Origin of the sequence: Acutalibacter sp. 1XD8-36 (genome assembly GCF_009917525.1) — a bacterium.
In the GTDB taxonomy this organism is placed as follows: domain Bacteria; phylum Bacillota; class Clostridia; order Oscillospirales; family Acutalibacteraceae; genus Acutalibacter.
The window spans coordinates 523,001-542,498 of sequence record NZ_QZDU01000002.1; the positions used below are offsets into that span (position 1 = coordinate 523,001).

A 19,498-nucleotide genomic window follows, 5' to 3' on the forward strand; every position below is an offset into this window, starting at 1 on the left:
AAATGAATCAATTCAAGACCGAAGTAGAGCCAATTTCAATTGAGGGCTTTCAAGTAGTCAGCGGCGAGCTTTTCTCCCATGTCAGCAGTTGTGCTTCGCCGTCCTGCACCATTTGGAGTTCGGGGATAACCTTCAACAGGCTGGCGCTGACCGCGCTGAACTGCTGTGAGCGCATCCGCCTGGAGGTACATCCACAGAAGAAAAGCCTTTTGGCCGTCCCGGTGACCGTCAAAGACAAGGACAGCATCATATGGCGCAAAAACATTAAAGAGTACGCACCAAGACGCATGGAATCCGTCCGGTTCTCCTCACAAATCTATGAGATATGGGGCTGGGATACCAGCTGGGTCTACAGGGCCGTGGGACACGTTGTGACAGTGGAGAACAAGATCATGCTCCTCTTTGATTTCAGCGCCCCTGAGCAGTGGAAGGCCAAAGAGAAAAAGACGGCAAAATGAATGGCGTATACATCTCTTTTTATTTGAAAGCGAACCGAATCCATATTTTTGTGGAAGCCCTTCGCTCTATGGGCAGTCCTGAACGGATCCGCTTTCTTATCTCCAAGGATGGGCGGATCCTGCTGATCCAGCCTTATGGCAAAAGGGGTTTTACCTCGCATATGATCCCACGGGAAGTATATGATGGCAAGCGGCCGCTGGAAATATCCAGCTATAAACTGTGTACAATCCTGGCGGAGCTTCACGGCTGGGACCTGGGTTGTTCCTACCGTGTGCCTGGACGGATCGCGGCGGACACCCGTTCTGCGCTCTTCTTTTTGGATAAAGCCGAGGCTATCTGATAGCAAAACAGAACTTCTATTGTGGGTTATGAAGTGAAATGGCCTTCCCATATAGCGTGGCAGGAATTACTAAATAATGTGATATGTTATTTTCACAAGCGGCAAATGCTATGTAAGCACAATACATCCAATTACTATCCGGTACGTGTAAATTAGAAATGAACTGGCGTATTGATATATAATGCCAGTTCATTTTATTTATGCATACCTCTCAAAAGCCTGTGATTCCCAGCGAAAATCCTTTTTTAAAAGCGTTTTGAATTGATCAAAGGTTCTCGTTTTTTCTTGACTCGGTCCCTGCCGCCAAAAAGCTGGAAACAGGGGCATGAACTTATCAATGACGGTGATGACCGGCACGTTCCACACACTGGATTCTTCATTGTCGATCACAATCACCCGATGGGGCTTATCAATTTCAATCCCATCTAACCTTGTTCCGCCGGAGAGCATCAGTCCATTATAGGCGTACAGTTTGCTCAACTGGCAAGAACCAATCTTCATATCCAGCATGATCCTCCGGCGCAGCGGCTCGTAAATGTCCTCTCGCACGAAAGAGATCTGCGCCTTGCGGCTCATGCTGTTGGAGCGCTCGAAAGCCAGATACCGACAGGGTCCAGCGCCAAAATCCAGCACGATGCCCTCTGGCCGGAACATACTCTCTGCTTTCTTCTGTCGAACGGCATGACGGTTCTGCGCGGCATTCCGGTCGAAGATATTGCTGAAATCTACGTAGCAAATCACGTCCGACAGGTCGCTGATGAGCGTGTCCTCCATCGGTAGCTGGTAGTTGTCTCCACGCAGAACACACATAGTCTGAAAGAGCAGCGCGCAGTCCTGTTGCTCATGGAGCGAGGAAAGTACCTTGCACTTCTCCGTTGCTTTAGCATTTAGAGTAAAGGCATAGCCGCTCTCCGCACCTCCCTGAGCATAGGCCATGAGGGCGCTAGCAGAAAGTGAGTAGATTTTATACCTGACCTGTGGCACGGCAGTCACCTCTTGCCCAAATTATACCAGAGTCCTTTCCGGTTTGCAATATGAATACTGCTCCCACTTTTTCAAGCTGGGAGCGTTTCTATTTTACCGAAAGGACTGATGTGTATGCCAAAACCCATCGAAAAGCTTACCGTCATCGACGGCGAAACCCTACAGGACATGAGGTTTCAGCCGGGAAAGGGTGTCTTCTTCCAAAGCCGCAAAAGTAATGGACAGCGGCTGGTGCAAGTCTTCTTTGTCTCTGCAAAGGACGTAAGTGCCGCAAGTGACGCAACTTTGAGTGGTGCCGGATTTACCGTCCCTTGCGACCCTTACAATGCTGAACTCCCGGTATTCTCTAGGGGAAACGCCCATTCAGCGTGAGCCGCTACTTTCGACCCTTGCGCCCCTGTGAGGCCACAGCAGGCCCGTGTTGGCGTTTTTCGGCGGCAGCTGGGTACGTCTCCACCACCAGGCCCTGAGAAGGGCGTTTTGGGGCAATTCTGGCCCCGTTTCGCGGCAAGGTTCAAAGGGGCCGGATTTCCCGGCAGGGGAGGGCCGTAAGGGCCTCCCGCTGGGGGGGCCTCCCGCTGGGGCAAGCAGAGCGCGTGGCTGTCCGCCCCGCACAAAAGAACCGGGCAGAAGCCCGTACCCACTTTAGAAAGGTATGAAAGGCAATAGAAAACGAGCAGAAACTCTGACGATTCGTCTGACAAAAACAGAGAAAGAAATGATTCAAAAGAAAGCAAAGAAGGCTCAACTCAGCGTTACAGATTTTTTCGTTGCAACATCGTTGCGCACGGAGATTCACGTTGCCGAGAACATCAAGCCTCTGCTGATTGAGCTGAAAAGAATCGACAACAACATCAACCAAATCACCATGAAAATCAATGCGGGAGCGTTCCACTCCGCTGACTTTATGGAAGTCATACAAGGCCAGCGGATGCTTTACCAGCAGCTCCCGCGCATAGGGGAGGTCGATGATGGCAACCATAAAATTTATCCAGGAGAGCCGCCAATCAATTAGTGCCATGAAAGGCGTGATTTCCTACTGCTTGCAGGAGAAAAAAGTTGCGGATGATGCCACTGGCCAGCGCATGGTCAGCGGCATTTTTGCGATGGCGAGAACACATTTGCGGAATTTTTGACTACAAAGACCGCCTATGGGAAGCAATCATTGGCCTGACAGCCGGCATAATACCCAACTCCAATTAATTTACCCCAGCGGTTCGGTGCTATCACCGGGCCGCTTTTCATATATATTCACATCGAGAAGCTGAATCCAAAGGAGGCCTGGCAAACAATTTGAGTAAAAAAAAGCTGAATTACCGTTTTCATAATCCCAACCCCGACAGCCAAACGGCCAACTACATACTAAAGGTTTTCCTCGAATCGAACCGCCCAAAGGTTGAAAACGCGGTCCAACAGGCGGCGCAAGAAGTTCAGGCCGGGGAAGAAACGGAACATGAAGCCATTACCAGGGCAATGTGATTTTCTCTTGCTATTTTTCCGCCAATGCGGTACAATAGTCTTGAAAGGGGGCGGCCTTATGCAAAAGGTTTATTCCATCCACGAAATCGAAAATATTCTCCACCCGGTTTTCGCTGGCTATGGCGTGCGGCGAGCGGTGCTGTTCGGCTCCTACGCAAAGGGACAGGCCACTCCCCGCAGTGACGTGGACATTCTGGTTGACAGCGGCCTGCGCGGGCTGGCGTTCTTTGGCCTGTTGGAAGGTGTTTCATCCACACTGAGCGTACCGGTTGACCTTATCGATGTTTCACAAATCGAGGAGGGCTCTCAAATTGATGCAGAGATACGGCAGACAGGGGTGCCGATTTATGGGCAGTAAGGATCTTGCGGTGCTGAGAAAAATCCTTCGGCATATCGAAAGCATTATGCGCTACTGTGCCGATTGCCGTACGCTGGAAGATTTTTCATCCGACGCCATGCGCTTGGAGGCTACCGTCTTCAACCTGATGCAAATCGGCGAGCTTGCAAAGGAATCTCTGAGCGACGAGGCAAAGGCGCAGATTAAAACCATCCCCTGGCAGCAGATTTACGGCATGCGCAACCGGATTGTGCATGGCTATTCCGGGGTCAATATGCAAATCGTGTGGGACACCGTATCGGTAGACATTCCCATGCTTCATAAAGAATTAGAATCGATTATCAAAACAAATTCTTAAATATGGCGGGGCCGAAAAAACGGCTCCGTCAATATTTTTTATTGCTTTCCTGAAAGAAGTGTGGTAAACTCAGTAGTAACAAAACGTTTAAAATGAATTAGTGAGGTGCCCCATGAACATCGCTGCCTATTGCCGCGTCTCCACCGACAAGGAGGACCAGCTTAACAGCCTAGAAGCCCAGAAAGAATTCTTCTCAGAATACACCAAGCGCACCGGCGACGCGCTTGTGCGCTTGTACGCCGACGAGGGCATTTCCGGCACAAAGATCAAGAACCGCAAGGAGTTCCTGCGGATGATGGCGGATGCCGAGCACCATCTGTTCGACATGGTAGTGGTTAAGGACATCAGCCGCTTTGCCCGAAACACTGTGGACCTTCTCCAAAGCGTCCGCAGGCTGAAAGCCCTGGGCATCGAGACCCAGTTCCTCACTGCCAACATGACCAGCATGGGCAACAGCGAGTTCGTGCTAACTATCTTCGGCGCGCTGGCCCAAGAGGAGAGCGCCAACACCTCCAAGCGGGTAAAGTTCGGCAAGAAGATGAACGCCGAAAAAGGCCGGGTTCCCAACATCGTCTACGGCTATGATAAGACCGCTGGGGACTATTTTAATCTGGCAATTAACCCAACAGAGGCTGACATTGTCTGCCAAATCTTCCATATGTACACTGAGGAAGGGGCGGGCGCGGCGAAAATCGCCAACACCCTCAACGAGCGCGGCCTGCGCACCAAGCGCAACTGCTCCTGGAGCCAGAACGCCATCTGCCGCATTTTGACCAATGAACTGTACATTGGTAAAATCATCAACGGCAAGCAGGAAGTTTCCGACTTCCTCACCGGCCAGCGAGCGGACAAGCCTGAGGATGACTGGATCGTGGTGGACAGGCCCGAACTGCAAATCATCTCCCCCGAAACCTTCCAGCAGGCCCAGGAGATTTTGGATTCCCGCCACAAGACTTTCCGCACCGACCACCAGCGCCAGAGCAACAAGCACCTGTTCTCCACCCTCATCAAGTGCAAGGAGTGCGGCTGGTCCTTCTACCGCACCGTGCGCACCTACAAAAACACCTATGTGCGCTGGGTCTGCTCCGGCCACACCGGGCGGGGCGCGGATAGCTGCCCCAACGCCGTCACCGTGGACGAGGACGAATTGACAGGCGCCTTGCAGGAATACTTCGCCCAGGTGCTGATGTCCAAGAAAAATATCATCCCCTATGTTGTCAAGGAGTTCCAGCGGGTTTACCGCACTAAGGATGATAACCAGGAGTATGAAAAGGAATTGACCGCCCAACTTGCTAAGCTCCAAAAGACCCGCCAGAAGTACATGGATATGTACACCGATGACCTTATCAGCCGGGAGGAGCTGAACGAGAAGATAGGCGGCTCAAAGAAGGAAATCGAGCGCATTGAAAACGAGTTGAAAATCGTCGGCTACAATATCACCAAAGGCGACCAGTTGGAAAGCATCTTGCAAAACACCTTCAAGACCATCGAGGACATCACCGATGTGCACTCCATGACCAACGCTCAGCTCAAGCGGCTGATCCAGAAAATCGAGGTGGACAAGGACGGCAACGTGGACATCTACCTGCGGCTTCTAGGCGATTTAGGTCTGGAAGAAACCGTAGTGATTGCAGACAACCATACATAAGGACGTCTCCCAGCGTCTAAAGTATATCGACCGGGGCCTCTATCGGGACGTAAAAAATATCCTGGCCGTGAACAAGGCCCAACGGCATATCCGCGGCGGGCTTGCCACCAAGAAAAAATATGAGTCGCTGAAATGAGCGGAAGGTCCGGCCCCTGCGGGGGCGGGACCTTTTTTGCTCGGCTTTCATTTATATAGGGGTTTTATTATTTGGGAATTGACACCTTGTTCGCGGGGCGCTATAATGGTTTTATCAACCCCAAGGGAGGACAGCTATGAGTTTTGAAGTGAGAGACCGTTTTTATATGGACGGCGAGCCCTTTAGGATAATTTCAGGGTCCATACACTATTTCCGTGTGGTACCCGAATACTGGCGTGACAGGCTTGAAAAGCTGAAGGCGCTGGGCTGTAATACCGTTGAGACCTACATACCCTGGAACATGCACGAGCCTCAAAAGGGTAAATTCCGCTTTGACGGAATGCTCGACGTGGAGCGCTTTGTAAAGCTGGCCCAGGAGCTTGGGCTCTATGTGATACTGCGGCCGTCGCCGTATATCTGCGCCGAGTGGGAGCTGGGCGGGCTGCCCCCCTGGCTGCTCAGTGAGGACGGTATGCGCTTTAGGGTGTACTACCCGCCGTACCTGAAGCATGTGCGGGATTACTATGAGGCCCTTATGAAGAGGCTCGTACCTTTGCAGATAGATAATGGCGGGCCGGTCATAATGATGCAGGTAGAGAACGAGTACGGCTCCTATGCCAACGATAAGCAGTACATAGAGTGGCTCCGGGACCTGATGAGGGAACTGGGAGTGACCGTGCCCCTGTGCACCTCCGACGGCCCCACCCATGACATGCTGCACGGCGGCACAATGGACGGCGTCCTCGCCACAGCCAACTTTGGCTCCCGGGCCGAGGAAGCCTTTGGCTATCTCGCAAAGTTCCGCCCAAACACCCCTTTGATGTGCATGGAGTTCTGGATAGGCTGGTTTGACGCCTGGGGCAACGGCGGGCATATGAGGGGGGACCTGGAGGGGGCCTCAAAGGACCTGGATAAGCTTTTGGAGCTTGGCAATGTAAACTTCTACATGTTTGAGGGCGGTACAAACTTCGGCTTCATGAACGGCGCCAATTACTACGACCACCTCACCCCCGACACCACCTCCTACGACTACGACGCCATACTAACTGAGGATGGGCAGATAACTGAGAAGTACCGGCGTTTCAGGGAGGTCATCGGAAAATACCAGGACATCCCCGAGGTGGAGCTTACCACCGAGATAAAGCGCATGGACTACGGAGTTATACCTGTAAGCGGCAGAGTCGGCCTGTTCTCCGTTTTGGACAGCCTGAGCTCTCCTATAGAGAATACCTTCCCCCAGCCCATGGAGAAGCTGGGCCAGAGCTACGGCTACATACTATACCACACAGACCTGCGCACCGAGGAGCAGCTTCGCCGCCTGCGCCTTCACAGGGCAAACGACCGCGCCCAGGTGTTCGTGGACAAGAAGCCTGTTATCACCCTCATGGACAAGGAGCTCTTAGAAGAGCACGAGATGGACGTGAGCTTTAAGCGCGGCGCGGACATGGACATCCTGGTCGAGGACCTTGGGCGGGTGAACTTCGCCGTTAAGCTGGAGGAGCAGCGCAAGGGCATTGAAGGGGGCGTCTGGTTTAACGGGCACTGGCATAACGGCTGGAAGCAGTACCCCCTGCCTTTGGACGACCTCTCTAAGCTGGACTTTGCAAAAGGGTATCAGGAGGGCCTGCCCGCCTTCTACCGCTTCACCTTTGACATCGAGGAAACAGGCGACACCTTCCTTGACTTTGAGGGCTGGGGCAAGGGCGTGGCCTTTATGAACGGCGTAAACCTGGGCAGGTTCTGGGAGATAGGCCCTCAGAAGCGGCTGTACATCCCCGGACCCCTGCTGAAGGCCGGCACAAATGAGATTATACTTTTCGAGACTGAGGGCAAGGCCGGCGATTCCATCGCCCTTAGAGGGACTCCGGATATAGGTTAAAGTCCCGCAATACTACGTGAATAAGAGGAATATGTCAGTATGAATCCAGAAACTGAACTCCGGGAGGCCCCGGTCTTTACGCCCCAGCCGCCACCGCCTGGGCTGGGCGTTCTGCGCACGATACTGCTGGTGCTTATGGTGCTGGTAGGCTTCGCCGAGGCCCTGCTTGCCTTGGCAGCAGCCCTGGGCATTTTCCAGGGCGCCGCAATCAGTGTCCCGCTGTTGTGAGATACGGGATATAGAGCCGATTGGAAAGGGAGGTACATAAAAGATGTCAAAGGCAATAGTCAACGGAAACCGCTCCAAGGGGCGCATCAACAGGAATATCTACGGACATTTCGCCGAGCACCTTGGCCGGTGTATCTATAACGGCATTTATGTTGGGGAAAATTCAAGTATCCCCAATGTGAACGGTATGCGCACAGATATTGTAAACGCCCTTAAAGCCATGGGCATCCCGGTGCTCCGCTGGCCCGGAGGGTGCTTTGCAGACACCTACCACTGGCGGGACGGCATCGGCCCAAAGGACAGCCGCAAGAAGATAGTGAACACCAACTGGGGCGGGGTCACCGAGGACAATTCCTTCGGCACCCATGAGTTTATGGAACTCTGCCGCCAGCTGAACTGCGAGCCGTATATCTCCGGCAACGTGGGCTCCGGCACAGTGCAGGAGTTCTCCGACTGGGTTGAATACTGCAATATGGGCGGCCAGTCCCCAATGGCGGGGGAGCGCCGGGCTAACGGGCAGGACGCCCCCTGGAACGTGAAGTACTGGGGTATCGGCAACGAGGCCTGGGGCTGCGGGGGAAATATGCGCCCGGAATTCTATGGAGACCTCTGCCGCCAATACTCCACCTATCTCCGCAATTACGACCCCGAGCATTCTATATATAAGATAGCCTCCGGCGCCAGCGAGGGTGACTATAGCTGGACAAAGACAGTTATGGAGCGGGCGGGGCGTTTCATCGACGCCGTAAGCCTGCATTACTACACCCGGCCCCGCACCAAGCGCTGGGAGGACAAGGGGCCTGCTACCGGCTTCCCCAGGGAGGAGTATTACTCCACGCTGTATAACACGCTCTACATGGAGGATCTGGTGGAAAACCACTCCCGCATTATAAAGCAGTATCAGGGAGACAGGCAGATTGGGCTCTGCGTGGACGAATGGGGCACTTGGTTTGACGTGGAGCCCGGCACAAACCCCGGCTTCCTGTATCAGCAGAACACAATGAGGGACGCCCTTGTAGCCGCCATAAACCTGAATATCTTTAATAACCACTGTGATACGGTCGTAATGTCTAATATCGCCCAAACTGTGAACGTGCTCCAGGCGGTGGTGCTCACCGAAGGGGACAAGCTGGTGCTGACCCCAACCTACCATGTATTCGAGATGTATAAGGGCCATCAGGATGCGAGGCAGCTTGAGAGCTATGTTGAGACCGCTATGATAGGCGGCAGTCAAGTCCCTGACCTTCACATTTCTGCAAGCCAGCGGGACGACGGCACAGTGCTTGTGACCGTGGCAAACCTGGACGATAACAGCCCTGCGGAGCTGGACTGCGCCGTTACAGGCCTTGGGAAACTCCGCGAAGTCTCCGGGCGCGTGCTGTCCGGGGCCATAGGCGATTATAACGACTTTGACAGCGCTGATAATGTGAAGCCCGCCACTTTGACTGCCGGGCTCACCGGCGATGGCTTTAGGGCCACCCTGCCCGTCTGTTCGGTTGCGGCGTTCACACTTAAATGACAGCGCCCCGCTGTAGGCGTTGCCTGTTAAATGAGCTGGACGGCGAGTATTTTAAATCTGTATACAAATATATAGACAGCCTGCCCCAGGAGCTAAAGGCCAGCCCGGAGATATACTCCCGCAGGCTCGGCGTCTGCCGGGCGTGCCCGGAACTGAAAAACGGCATGTGCGCCCAGTGCGGGTGCTTTGCAGAGGTCCGGGCAGCTAAACGGCATATGGCCTGCCCCATGGGGCGTTGGGAGCGGGAGATATAATATTAGCAAATAAGCGAGGCTTATTATGGACAAAAGTAAATTCAGCAGACCTATAGATATAGGGAGGGTAAAGGTCACGGACCCCTTCTGGCACACCATACAGGAGACTGTGCGCCGGGAGGTGATACCCTACCAGTGGGATGCCCTTAACGACCGGGTTCCGGGCGCTGAGCCCAGCTTCTGTATGCACAACTTCCGTGCGGCGGCAAGGCTTATGGAGCGCAAATCCCAGCCGGGCTTTACCGAGCCCTCCTATACCTTCCGGGGCTTCCAGACCCTTCCTGAGGACAAGAACAATCCGGACCCGGATAAATTCTACGGCTTTGTGTTTCAGGACTCGGATTTTTACAAATGGGTGGAGGCCGCGGCCTACTCCCTATGCAACCACCCGGACCCGGAGCTGGAGGCCACCGTGGACGGCGCTATCGACGTAATATGCGCGGCCCAGCACGACAGCGGGTATCTGGACACTTACTATATTCTAAACGGAATGAACGGCTCCTTTACAAACCTTAAAGACCACCACGAGCTCTACTGCCTGGGCCACCTTGTGGAGAGCGCTGCGGCTTATTATATGGCTACCGGCAAGGACAGGCTGCTTGGGGCGGCAAAGAGGTATGCCGACTATGTGGGGGAGTGCTTCGGGCCTGAGGAAGGTAAGCGAAAGGGGTATCCGGGACATGAGATAGCGGAGATGGCCCTTTTCCGGCTTTATGAGATCACCGGCGAGGAGAAGTATCTTGCCCTTGGCAAGTTCTTCCTGGACCAGCGGGGCACAGAGCCCAACTACTTCCTGGAGGAGGAGAGGCGCCGCGAGGGCCGCCACGAGCCAAAAGGGGACACGGCTCCCTATGCCTACTACCAGGCCCATAAGCCTGTGCGGGAGCAGGAGGAGGCTATGGGGCACGCGGTGCGGGCCGGGTATCTCTACTCCGGCATGGCAGACGGGGCAAGACTCACCGGGGACGATTCCATGCTGGCGGTATGTAACAGGCTCTGGGACAATATTGTGAAGAAAAAGCTATATATTACCGGCGGGATTGGCGGCACGGCAGTGGGCGAGGCATTTTCCTACCCCTACGACCTGCCCAACGACACGGCTTATTCCGAGAGCTGTGCGGCAATCTCCCTGGCCTTTTTCGCAAGGCGTATGCTGGAGATAAACCCGGTCTCCCAGTATGCCGATGTCATGGAGCTGGCTATGTACAACACCGTGCTCAGCGGTATGGCCCTGGACGGCAAGAGCTTCTTCTATGTGAACCCTCTGGAGGTGGACCCCGCAGCCTGTAAAGCCGATACCCGTCTTGAGCATGTGGAGCCGGTGCGCCAGAAGTGGTTTGGCTGCGCCTGCTGCCCGCCCAATATCGCTAGGATAGTCACCTCTGCTGCGGCGTATGCCTTCACAGAGAGGGAGGACGCGGTCTTTACACACCTGTATATGGGCAGCGAGATAACCAAGAAAGTTGGTGGCGCTAAGCTCCGGCTGACCCTAGAGAGCAGTATCCCCTGGGAGGGCCGCGCCGCTATGACCGTACATACCGATACGCCCGCCATGTGCACCCTGGCCTTCCGGCTCCCGGGCTGGTGCAGGAAGCCTGCAGTCACCGGCCCTGAGGGTATGGAACGCTCTGAGAAAGACGGCTATATATACTTTACCGGCCTATGGCATGACGGCGACCGGGTAGAGCTCAATTTCCCCATGGATATCCGCCTGAGCTCAGCCGACCCCAGGGTCCGGGAGGACCTTGGCCGCGTGGCTGTCACCAGAGGACCTGTCTGCTACTGCCTTGAACAGGCCGACAACGGAGAGAATTTGCACCTACTGAGGGTGGACCCTGGCGCTATAGATAGGGCTATTGTGAGCGATATAGAGATTTGCGGGCAGAAAATGTGTGCCCTGGAGCTTGACGGTTACCGTCTTGAGCTGCCGGACGAGGGCTCTCCCCTCTACGCCGACTACGCCCCGCCAAGGGAATCCCCCGCCAAGCTGAAGTTCATCCCCTACTACGCCTGGGCCAACCGGGGCGAGGGTGAAATGAGCGTTTGGGTGCGGGTATAAGTTAGGAGTATGCTATGTTGGAGAAACTGAAGCAGGAGGTCTGTGAGGCAAATTTGCTGCTGCCAAAGCACGGCCTTGTTACCTTCACCTGGGGCAATGTGTCCGGTATAGACCGGGAGCGGGGCCTGATGGTGATAAAGCCCTCAGGGGTGGAGTATGACGGTATGACAACCGGGGATATGGTCGTAGTGGACTTGGAGAGCGGCGAGCGCATTGACGGCAGATGGAAGCCCTCAAGCGACACGGACACTCACCTGGCCTTATACCGTGCTTTCCCAAAGCTCGGGGGTATAGTCCACACCCACAGCCGCTGGGCCACCACCTTCGCCCAGGCCGGAAGGTCCATTCCGGCTATGGGCACCACTCACGGCGACTACTTCTATGGGGATATCCCCTGCACAAGAAGAATGTCTCCGGAGGAGATTTGCGGCAGCTATGAACTGGAGACCGGCAATGTGATAATCGAGACGTTTCATAAGTGCGGCGCCGACCCCATGAGTATCCCCGGGGCACTGGTCCACAGCCACGGCCCGTTCGCCTGGGGCAGTGACCCCAAAAACGCCGTGCACAACGCCGTGGTGATGGAGGAGGTCGCCTTTATGGACTGGCACGCCATAATGCTTGAGCCTGAATCCGTCCGAATGCAGCAGGAGCTTCTTGATAAGCACTACCTTCGCAAGCATGGGGCCAATGCCTACTATGGGCAGGGCTGACTGCCGGAAAGACATAGAGAGCGCCCGGAGACATTTTCCGGGCGCTCTCTACTTATGTCAGAATGGGGCTATATCCACTTTGAGATGTCTGTTACAAAGGCGTAGGGATTTATGCGCATCTCCATCAGCCCCACGGCAAGCAGGGCCCGGGCGTCTATAAGATATGCGTTTGCGTTCAGAAGCTTTCCCCTGATAATATCCGGCTCCTCTAAAATATCCCCTATCCTCTGGAATTCCTGCCCCCAGCCGAAGTCGTCGGCGCCCTGGTACTGCCGCTCCGCGCCGTTGACTATGTAGGTATTGGTAAAGCCGTACCTTATCCATGGCGGGCGAACTATATCCTCTATGCCGTGCATAAAAGTACATGCCTCCAGTATATCCCCAATGAACAGCAGCTTTCCCCCCACTACCGCCAGCTGCATAAAAGGCGAGTGGGGCCCTACAGCGGTGTCGTCCATCCCATGCCCTACGGTGAGCCTGTGGGCCAGCGCCCCCCTGGCACAGACCGAGTGGGTTGGGTTTATGCTCCGCTCAACACCGGGCTGTCTCCAGAATACCCTAGGCAGGAGGCCTATGCATGGCGGAGTGGTCTCGCTGTCGAACACCCTATGCTCACCACTCACGTTTTCATAGGTCAGGGCCGGCATAAGCAACGTGCCGGATTCCCCTACCGACTCCTGCAAGGCCGCTATCACCTCCTCCGGGGTGAGCCTGGTTCCCAGGGCTTTCATAGACGAGTGCACCAGCACCGCGTCCCCTTCTTTAACGCCCAGCATCTGCAAATCCCGTATAAGCTGTTCTCTTTCTGTCATGTGTACATCTCCTTTCTTTATTATTATGTTAAAATGCTAACATTTTGCTCAGACCAAAGTCAATAGCTGCGGCAAATTTCTGCGAAAAAAATTGGGGGCTGTTCAAAGGGGCTCCTTCGTGTTATAATGCTCACATAGTGAGGAAAAGATTGGAGGACACGCCATGAACAAGAAAAGGTCAAAATACAGCCTGGGCCCTGTAGCGGGGCTCGTAGTTTTGATAGTTCTGTTCCTGCTCTCAAGCCGGATAAACCTTTCGGACGGCGGCGCCCCGGAGGGGATAAATTCGGTTCCCCTGCCGGACAGCTCAGCCGACCAGCCCTTGCAGGTCTACTTTCTGGACGTGGGCCAGGGAGACAGCGAGCTCATACGGATACCCGGGGAAACCGGATATTTCAATATGCTGCTAGACACCGGCGAATATGAGTACGCTGACGGCCTCACCGAATATTTGAAGGGCCTGGGTGTAGAGCGCATAGATGCGCTGGTCTGCTCTCACCCGCACACAGACCATATGGGCTGCATGGCACGGATAGTCCAGCGCTTTGACATTGGGGCCATATATATGCCCCTGCTCCCCGAGGACAGGGCTCCGACTACCGCCGCCTATGAGAAACTGCTGGACGCCGCCCTGGACAAAGGGCTCACCATAAACCAGCTGCATGAGGACGCCATCATTGAGTCGCCCCCTGGCTCACAGTTCCAGGTAATGTCCCCAAGGATGGACGCAGACTGGGACGGGGCAAACAATTACTCGGCGGTGATACGCCTGGTCTACGGCGAAAGCTCCTTCCTGTTTACCGGGGACGCCGAGGAGGAGAGCGAGGAGATTATTTTGGAGGACGGCTATATGCTCAGCTCAGACGTGCTCAAATGCGGGCACCACGGCTCCAGTTCCTCTACTTCAGATGAATTTTTGGAGGCGGTGGACCCCCTCTACGCCGTTATAAGCTGTGAGACAGGAAACCGCTACGGCCACCCTCACCGGGAGACCGTAGAGAAGCTGGACAGGGAAAAAATAATTACCTACCGCACCGATAAGGACGGCACCATACTTGCCGAGAGCATGGGTGACAGGATAACCTTCACCACCGGCCTGGACTCTGTACAGGGAAGGGACGGCTGATATAATGGCAGCGGAATTTGAGCAAAATTTTGACAGGGAGGCCAGGGACTACGACTCGGCCCGTCCGGAGTACCCTCCGGAGCTCTATAGGGATATTTTTTCCTATCATGCCTTGGGCAAGAGCAGCCGGGTCTTGGAGATAGGGCTTGGCACCGGGAAGGCCTCCGGGCCTATACTTGATACTGGCTGTGATTTAGTTGGCCTTGAGCCGGGAAAAAACCTTGCGTCTCTTGCAAAAAAGCGGCTGGCACTCTATGATAACCTCACTCTCCGGGAGCTGACCCTTCAGGATTTTGACTGCCCGGGGGATACCTTCGAGCTTATATACGCCGCCACAGCCTTTCACTGGCTCCCGGAGGAGTACGGCTATAGGCGGGTATATGAGCTGTTGCGCCCAGGCGGCGCCTTTGCCCGCTTCGCATACCACGCTGGGCCGGACAGGGTTCGCCATGAGCTCACCGGGGAGGTCTATGAGCTCTACCGCCGGTATATGCACGGCGGCAAGGGGGAGTACCGCCCGCTGACCGAATCAGATGGTGAAAGGCTGCTGGCAATCCCAAAGAGGTATGACTTTATAGATACGGAGTTTCACCTGTACGAGTTCAGGAAAGACTTCACGGCAGAGGACTATATGGGCCTTTTACGCACCTACCCCGACCATATGGCCCTGGACCCCAATGACCGCCAGGGGCTTTTCGGCGGGATATATGACGCGATACTGCGCCACGGCGGAATAATGACAGTGTACTATACTGTGGACCTGGAGCTGGCTAGAAGGCCGGAGTAAGCGGCGAAATGGACCTTGCATTTTCCCTGTACATGTGGTATAATTTGAATGACCAAAACACAGGTGGTCATAGTCGTTCATCGAAACACGAAGACCGGGGAGGTGGCGCCTTCCCCGGTCTTCTCTTTTTAGAACCGCTTACCCTTTGTGAGCGTCAATCCACTGGCAGATATAGTATGCGATGATTCCCGCCAGTATGCTCAGGATAAAGTCACAGGTGGACATATTTCGTTCACCTCCCCTGCTTACATGTATAGTAGGGTAAGCAATACTATTATAACAGGCCGTTCGACATTTTTCTATAATATTTTTGCAAAGGAGCCAAACTCAAATGCTAACTGAAAAGAAAAGAGAATTCATCCAGTTCATGCTCTCTGCAGACGTATTGCGCTTCGGGGAGTTTGTCACAAAGTCCGGGAGGAATACCCAGTACTTTGTCAATACCGGCATGTACCGCACTGGGGCCCAGCTGTCGCGGCTCGGGGAGTATTATGCTGCCATGGTGGCAGACACCGTGGGCGGGGAGTTCGACGCCATGTTCGGCCCTGCTTATAAGGGGATACCCTTAGCGGCGGCCTGCGCATCTTCCCTCTGGCGGGAGCACGGTATTGATAAGCCCTACTTCTTCAACCGCAAGGAGGTAAAAGACCACGGCGAGGGAGGCAGCACCGTAGGCTATAAGCCTAAGGACGGCGACAGGGTTATAATCATCGAGGACGTTATCACCGCCGGGACAGCCGTTAGGGAGAGCATGTCCATACTGAAGGCCTGCGGTGACATTACTGTGCCGGATATTTTCATCAGCGTGGACCGCTGCGAGGTGGGCCAGACACCTGGCAAAACCGCCATCATGGAGGTCGAGGAGGAGTTCGGCGCCAAGGTGCACCCCATCGTCACCGTCCTGGACGTATACGACTATCTCAAGGAGAACGGCGACCCGGCCCTCTGCAAGGCCATGGAGGGCTATATGGACCGCTACTGTATACTGAGATAAATATATGCCAAGGTTTTTTATACAGGACACCCCATCAGGAGAATATCTGCTCTCAGGGGAGCCCGGACGTCACGGGGCCAAGGTCCTGCGCCTTAGGCCCGGGGAGGAAGTCACCCTCTGCGACGGAAGGGGGGCCGACTATATCTGCACCGTCCGGGAGAATACTGGTGAAAGCCTCCTTTTGGACGTGGGCAAATCTGTCACAAGCCGGGGAGAGCCCCGAGTTAAAATAACCGTTTGCCAGTGCCTGCCTAAGGGTGACAAGCTGGAGACAGTGGTTCAGAAGGCCGTGGAGCTGGGGGCCTATGAGCTCTGGCCTGTTGAGAGCCGGTACTGTGTGGTAAAATGGGACCAAAAGTCCCAGGAGAAAAAGCTTGCCCGCCTGCAGAAGATAGCGCTTGAAGCCGCCATGCAGAGCGGCCGGGGGATAGTACCCAAGGTGCTGGAGCCTGCGGGGTTAGGGCCTGCGCTGGAAAGGGCGAGGACAGAGGGGGACGTGCTGTTCCTCTATGAGCGGGCTGCCAACAGTCTGCGCGGGTGTCTTAAAAATACCGGGGACAGACTGTTCCTGTTCGTAGGGCCAGAGGGCGGGTTCTCCGAGGAGGAAGCCGCCCTTGCTGAAAAACTGGGGGCCAGGATTACCAGCCTCGGCCCCAGGATACTTCGCACGGAGACTGCTCCCATTGCGGCCCTTGCCGCCATATTCTACGAGAAAGGGGACATGGAGCTATGAGCGGTACTGTCCTTGTGACCGGGGCCTCCGGGGGCATCGGCAGGGCTATTGCCCTTGCCTTCGGGCATGCCGGCTGCCGGGTCGCCCTGCACTATAACGCACACAGTGAGCCTGCTATAGAGACGGCTAAGCTCATAGTCAAACAGGGCGGCACAGCAGAGGCTTTTGGGGCGGACCTCACTGATGAGGCCCAGGTGGAGAGGCTGTTCAGAGAGTGTGAAAGCTCGCTCGGTAAGGTGTCCGTGCTGGTGAACAACGCCGGGATGTGCTGGCAGGGGCTTTTCACGGATATGACCCTTTCACAGTGGCAGCAGGTTATGGACGTAAATCTCACCAGCATGTTCCTCTGCTGCCAGAGAGCTCTGCCGCCTATGATAAGGGATAAATCCGGGTGCATAATAAACATCAGCTCAATGTGGGGCCAGCAGGGTGCAGCCTGCGAGGCGGCGTACTCGGCTTCAAAGGCCGCTGTAATTGGGCTCACCCAGGCGCTGGCTATGGAGGAGGGCCCCTCCGGTATCAGGGTCAACTGCATAGCCCCCGGGGTGATAGACACGCCTATGAACTCTCACCTCTCAGACGGAGACATTGAGGCCCTCAGGGAGGAGACCCCACTTATGCGCATAGGCTCCCCTGAGGATGTAGCCAGGGCGGCGGTGTACCTTGCCGGGGCTGAGTTTGTCACGGGACAGGTGCTGGGGGTAAACGGCGGGTTTGTAATGTAGGAATATATTTTTTGTATACACTAACATGTATATATATTGGCATATTGTTTACACTTCGCTGTTGACTTTTCACCAAAAAAATGGTAATCTTATAGTAAATAACCGGCGAAAAGCCTTTGTATGCACCTGCCGGGGAGAAAGGGACGATTCAGCATGACAGAGTTTGAGAGATGGCTCGGTATGGACCTTGACGACAAGGACCTCACCGCCGAGCTGGAGTCCGTGAAGGATAAGCCCGAGGAGATAAACGACCGTTTTTACAGGGACCTGGAGTTCGGCACCGGCGGGCTTAGAGGCGTAATCGGCGCCGGCACCAACCGTATGAATGTCTATACCGTGCGCAAGGCCACCCAGGGCATGGCAAACTATCTTCTGGAGCATGCCGGCGGCAAGCCCCAGTCCGTAGCCATTGCCCACGACAGCCGGATAAAGGGAGTTGCCTTTGCCCAGCAGTCAGCCGCCGTGCTTGCCGCCAACGGCATAAAGGCGTACCTGTACCCACAGCTTATGCCTACCCCGGCCCTGAGCTTTGCCGTGCGGCACCTGAAGTGCGACGCGGGTATCTGCGTTACTGCCAGCCATAACCCCGCAAAGTACAACGGCTATAAGGCCTACGGCTCCGACGGCTGCCAGGTCACGGCTGATATGGCCGACGGCATTATGAACGAGATAAATTCCCTGGACATATTCACCGGCGTTAAGAGGATGGATTTCCAGGAGGGCATAGATAAGGGGCTTATTGAGTATATCGGCGAAGAGACCGTGGACGCGTTTATCGACAGCGTATACGCCGAAAACCTCTCAGTGGACGCCTCCAACCTGAAGCTGGTGTATACGCCTCTCAACGGCTCCGGCCTAATGTGCGTCAAGCGCATCTTAGACAGGATTGGCGTAAAAGACGTAACTGTCGTCCCTGAGCAGGAGCAGCCTGACGGCAGCTTCCCCACCTGCCCCTATCCGAATCCCGAGATACGCGAGGCGCTGCAGAAGGGCCTGGAGCTCTGCGAAAAGGTCCAGCCCGACCTGCTCTTAGCCACCGACCCCGACTGTGACCGTGTTGGTATCGCTGTCAATCAAAATGGCGAGTACGTGCTCATGACCGGCAACGAGGTCGGTATCATGCTCTTAGACTTCATTGCCCGGGTGAAGAAGGAGCAGGGCAAGCTTCCCGCCCATCCTGTAGCCGTCACCACCATTGTGAGCACCGACATGGTGGACCCCATCGCCAGGGATTACGGCGTGGAACTCAGACGCTGCCTCACCGGTTTTAAATATATCGGTGACATTATTGCCGAGCTTGAGGAGAAGGAGGGCAATGCCGACAGCTACCTGCTGGGCTTCGAGGAAAGCTACGGCTATCTCTCCGGCGGCTATGTGCGGGATAAGGACGCCGTTGACGGCAGTATGCTCATCTGTCAGATGGCTGCCTACTATAAGGGCAAGGGTATGACTCTTGTGGACGCCATGAACGCCCTTTATGAGAAGTACGGCTACTATAAAAACGACCTGATGAACTTCGCCTTCGAGGGCGAGGACGGTATGAAGACCATGAACGGCATTATGGATAAACTCCGCAACGACCCGCCTGCTGAGATAGCCGGTGTGAAGGTCGCGGGCCGCAGCGACTATAAGGAGTCCCGGTCCTACGGAGACAATGAGGGCGTGATAGACCTGCCCAAGTCCAACGTGCTGGAGTACCGTTTGGAGGACGGCTGCAAGCTGATAGTGCGCCCCTCCGGCACCGAGCCGAAGATTAAGATATACCTCTCCGGCAAGGGTGCCACCCGTGGGGACAGCGAAGCAGTTATACAGAAGATGAAGGACGCTGTGCCCGCCCTTCTTGGTATCTAAAATGAATCTTACGCCCGCTGAGAAGCAGACGCTTTTCGGCGGGCGTTTACTATATTCCTGAAAATAACACAGTAAAA

The 19,498-nt window shown here is 55.0% G+C and carries 23 protein-coding genes; 21 read left to right on the plus strand and 2 right to left on the minus strand.

Translation table 11 applies throughout. The features are described 5' to 3' along the window. Positions 1-2 precede the first annotated feature (2 nt). Together D5270_RS06145 and D5270_RS06150 are read left to right on the plus strand one after the other, a co-directional pair. Positions 3-458 carry a hypothetical protein gene (locus tag D5270_RS06145; RefSeq protein ID WP_166543238.1) on the plus strand — a complete coding sequence of 152 codons (456 nt, stop codon included), beginning with the start codon at positions 3-5 and terminating at the stop codon, positions 456-458. Next, positions 455-799: a hypothetical protein gene (locus tag D5270_RS06150; protein ID WP_166543239.1), complete on the plus strand. Its 345-nt coding sequence runs from the start codon at positions 455-457 to the stop codon at positions 797-799. Before D5270_RS06145 ends, D5270_RS06150 begins: the two co-directional genes overlap by 4 nt. A 198-nt stretch (positions 800-997) precedes the next feature. Here D5270_RS06150 and D5270_RS16575 read toward each other — a convergent pair whose 3' ends face one another. Continuing rightward, complete coding sequence (locus tag D5270_RS16575) at positions 998-1,783, minus strand: hypothetical protein (RefSeq protein ID WP_207709301.1); 786 nt, start codon at positions 1,781-1,783, stop codon at positions 998-1,000. A 114-nt stretch (positions 1,784-1,897) separates the two neighbouring features. On the opposite strand from D5270_RS16575, the gene D5270_RS06160 reads away from it, so the two are divergent. From D5270_RS06160 to araD, 13 genes are all read left to right on the plus strand, one after another. Continuing rightward, on the plus strand, positions 1,898-2,155 hold the full coding sequence (locus D5270_RS06160) for a hypothetical protein (protein ID WP_166543240.1): 258 nt from the start codon (positions 1,898-1,900) through the stop codon (positions 2,153-2,155). Between the two features lie 283 nt (positions 2,156-2,438). Then, positions 2,439-2,798: a plasmid mobilization protein gene (locus D5270_RS06165; RefSeq protein WP_166543241.1), complete on the plus strand. Its 360-nt coding sequence runs from the start codon at positions 2,439-2,441 to the stop codon at positions 2,796-2,798. A 278-nt stretch (positions 2,799-3,076) separates the two neighbouring features. Beyond that, positions 3,077-3,262, plus strand: coding sequence for a hypothetical protein (locus D5270_RS06170; RefSeq protein ID WP_166543242.1), 186 nt, complete (start codon positions 3,077-3,079; stop codon positions 3,260-3,262). A 58-nt stretch (positions 3,263-3,320) separates the two neighbouring features. After that, on the plus strand, positions 3,321-3,620 hold the full coding sequence (locus tag D5270_RS06175) for a nucleotidyltransferase family protein (RefSeq protein ID WP_161473131.1): 300 nt from the start codon (positions 3,321-3,323) through the stop codon (positions 3,618-3,620). Then, positions 3,610-3,957 carry a HepT-like ribonuclease domain-containing protein gene (locus D5270_RS06180; protein ID WP_166543243.1) on the plus strand — a complete coding sequence of 116 codons (348 nt, stop codon included), beginning with the start codon at positions 3,610-3,612 and terminating at the stop codon, positions 3,955-3,957. The genes D5270_RS06175 and D5270_RS06180 overlap by 11 nt, the downstream gene beginning before the upstream one ends. Positions 3,958-4,069: 112 nt before the next feature. After that, positions 4,070-5,605 (plus strand): recombinase family protein, encoded by a 1,536-nt coding sequence (locus D5270_RS06185; protein WP_166543244.1) that lies wholly within the window; start codon positions 4,070-4,072, stop codon positions 5,603-5,605. After that, the gene (locus D5270_RS06190; protein ID WP_166543245.1) at positions 5,586-5,741 is read left to right on the plus strand and encodes a sporulation transcriptional regulator SpoIIID; all 156 of its coding nucleotides are present in this window, start codon (positions 5,586-5,588) and stop codon (positions 5,739-5,741) included. Before D5270_RS06185 ends, D5270_RS06190 begins: the two co-directional genes overlap by 20 nt. A gap of 136 nt (positions 5,742-5,877) precedes the next feature. After that, a complete protein-coding gene (locus tag D5270_RS06195; protein WP_166543246.1) occupies positions 5,878-7,620 on the plus strand; it encodes a glycoside hydrolase family 35 protein in 1,743 nt (580 codons plus the stop codon). Between the two features lie 39 nt (positions 7,621-7,659). Continuing rightward, positions 7,660-7,848: a hypothetical protein gene (locus tag D5270_RS06200; protein WP_166543247.1), complete on the plus strand. Its 189-nt coding sequence runs from the start codon at positions 7,660-7,662 to the stop codon at positions 7,846-7,848. A gap of 43 nt (positions 7,849-7,891) precedes the next feature. Next, positions 7,892-9,367, plus strand: a complete 1,476-nt coding sequence (locus tag D5270_RS06205; RefSeq protein WP_166543248.1) for an alpha-N-arabinofuranosidase — start codon at positions 7,892-7,894, stop codon at positions 9,365-9,367. Continuing rightward, entirely contained in the window at positions 9,364-9,621 is a 258-nt protein-coding gene (locus tag D5270_RS06210; protein WP_166543249.1) for a DUF6171 family protein, read from the plus strand. The genes D5270_RS06205 and D5270_RS06210 overlap by 4 nt, the downstream gene beginning before the upstream one ends. Before the next feature lie 25 nt (positions 9,622-9,646). Beyond that, the gene (locus D5270_RS06215; protein ID WP_166543250.1) at positions 9,647-11,680 is read left to right on the plus strand and encodes a glycoside hydrolase family 127 protein; all 2,034 of its coding nucleotides are present in this window, start codon (positions 9,647-9,649) and stop codon (positions 11,678-11,680) included. A gap of 14 nt (positions 11,681-11,694) precedes the next feature. After that, on the plus strand, positions 11,695-12,393 hold the full coding sequence (gene araD / locus D5270_RS06220; protein ID WP_166543251.1) for an L-ribulose-5-phosphate 4-epimerase: 699 nt from the start codon (positions 11,695-11,697) through the stop codon (positions 12,391-12,393). A 68-nt stretch (positions 12,394-12,461) separates the two neighbouring features. On the opposite strand, the gene D5270_RS06225 is transcribed toward araD, so the two are convergent. Beyond that, positions 12,462-13,205: an AAC(3) family N-acetyltransferase gene (locus D5270_RS06225; protein ID WP_166543252.1), complete on the minus strand. Its 744-nt coding sequence runs from the start codon at positions 13,203-13,205 to the stop codon at positions 12,462-12,464. A 163-nt stretch (positions 13,206-13,368) separates the two neighbouring features. On the opposite strand from D5270_RS06225, the gene D5270_RS06230 reads away from it, so the two are divergent. From D5270_RS06230 to D5270_RS06255, 6 genes are all read left to right on the plus strand, one after another. Next, on the plus strand, positions 13,369-14,331 hold the full coding sequence (locus D5270_RS06230) for a ComEC/Rec2 family competence protein (protein WP_166543253.1): 963 nt from the start codon (positions 13,369-13,371) through the stop codon (positions 14,329-14,331). A 4-nt stretch (positions 14,332-14,335) separates the two neighbouring features. Next, positions 14,336-15,118, plus strand: coding sequence for a class I SAM-dependent methyltransferase (locus D5270_RS06235; RefSeq protein ID WP_166543254.1), 783 nt, complete (start codon positions 14,336-14,338; stop codon positions 15,116-15,118). 331 nt (positions 15,119-15,449) lie between these two features. After that, a complete protein-coding gene (gene pyrE, locus D5270_RS06240) occupies positions 15,450-16,112 on the plus strand; it encodes an orotate phosphoribosyltransferase (protein ID WP_166543255.1) in 663 nt (220 codons plus the stop codon). A 4-nt stretch (positions 16,113-16,116) separates the two neighbouring features. Continuing rightward, positions 16,117-16,845: a 16S rRNA (uracil(1498)-N(3))-methyltransferase gene (locus D5270_RS06245; protein ID WP_166543256.1), complete on the plus strand. Its 729-nt coding sequence runs from the start codon at positions 16,117-16,119 to the stop codon at positions 16,843-16,845. Continuing rightward, the gene (gene ymfI / locus D5270_RS06250; protein WP_166543257.1) at positions 16,842-17,570 is read left to right on the plus strand and encodes an elongation factor P 5-aminopentanone reductase; all 729 of its coding nucleotides are present in this window, start codon (positions 16,842-16,844) and stop codon (positions 17,568-17,570) included. The genes D5270_RS06245 and ymfI overlap by 4 nt, the downstream gene beginning before the upstream one ends. A gap of 153 nt (positions 17,571-17,723) precedes the next feature. Then, positions 17,724-19,421: a phospho-sugar mutase gene (locus D5270_RS06255; RefSeq protein WP_166543258.1), complete on the plus strand. Its 1,698-nt coding sequence runs from the start codon at positions 17,724-17,726 to the stop codon at positions 19,419-19,421. Positions 19,422-19,498 lie beyond the last annotated feature (77 nt).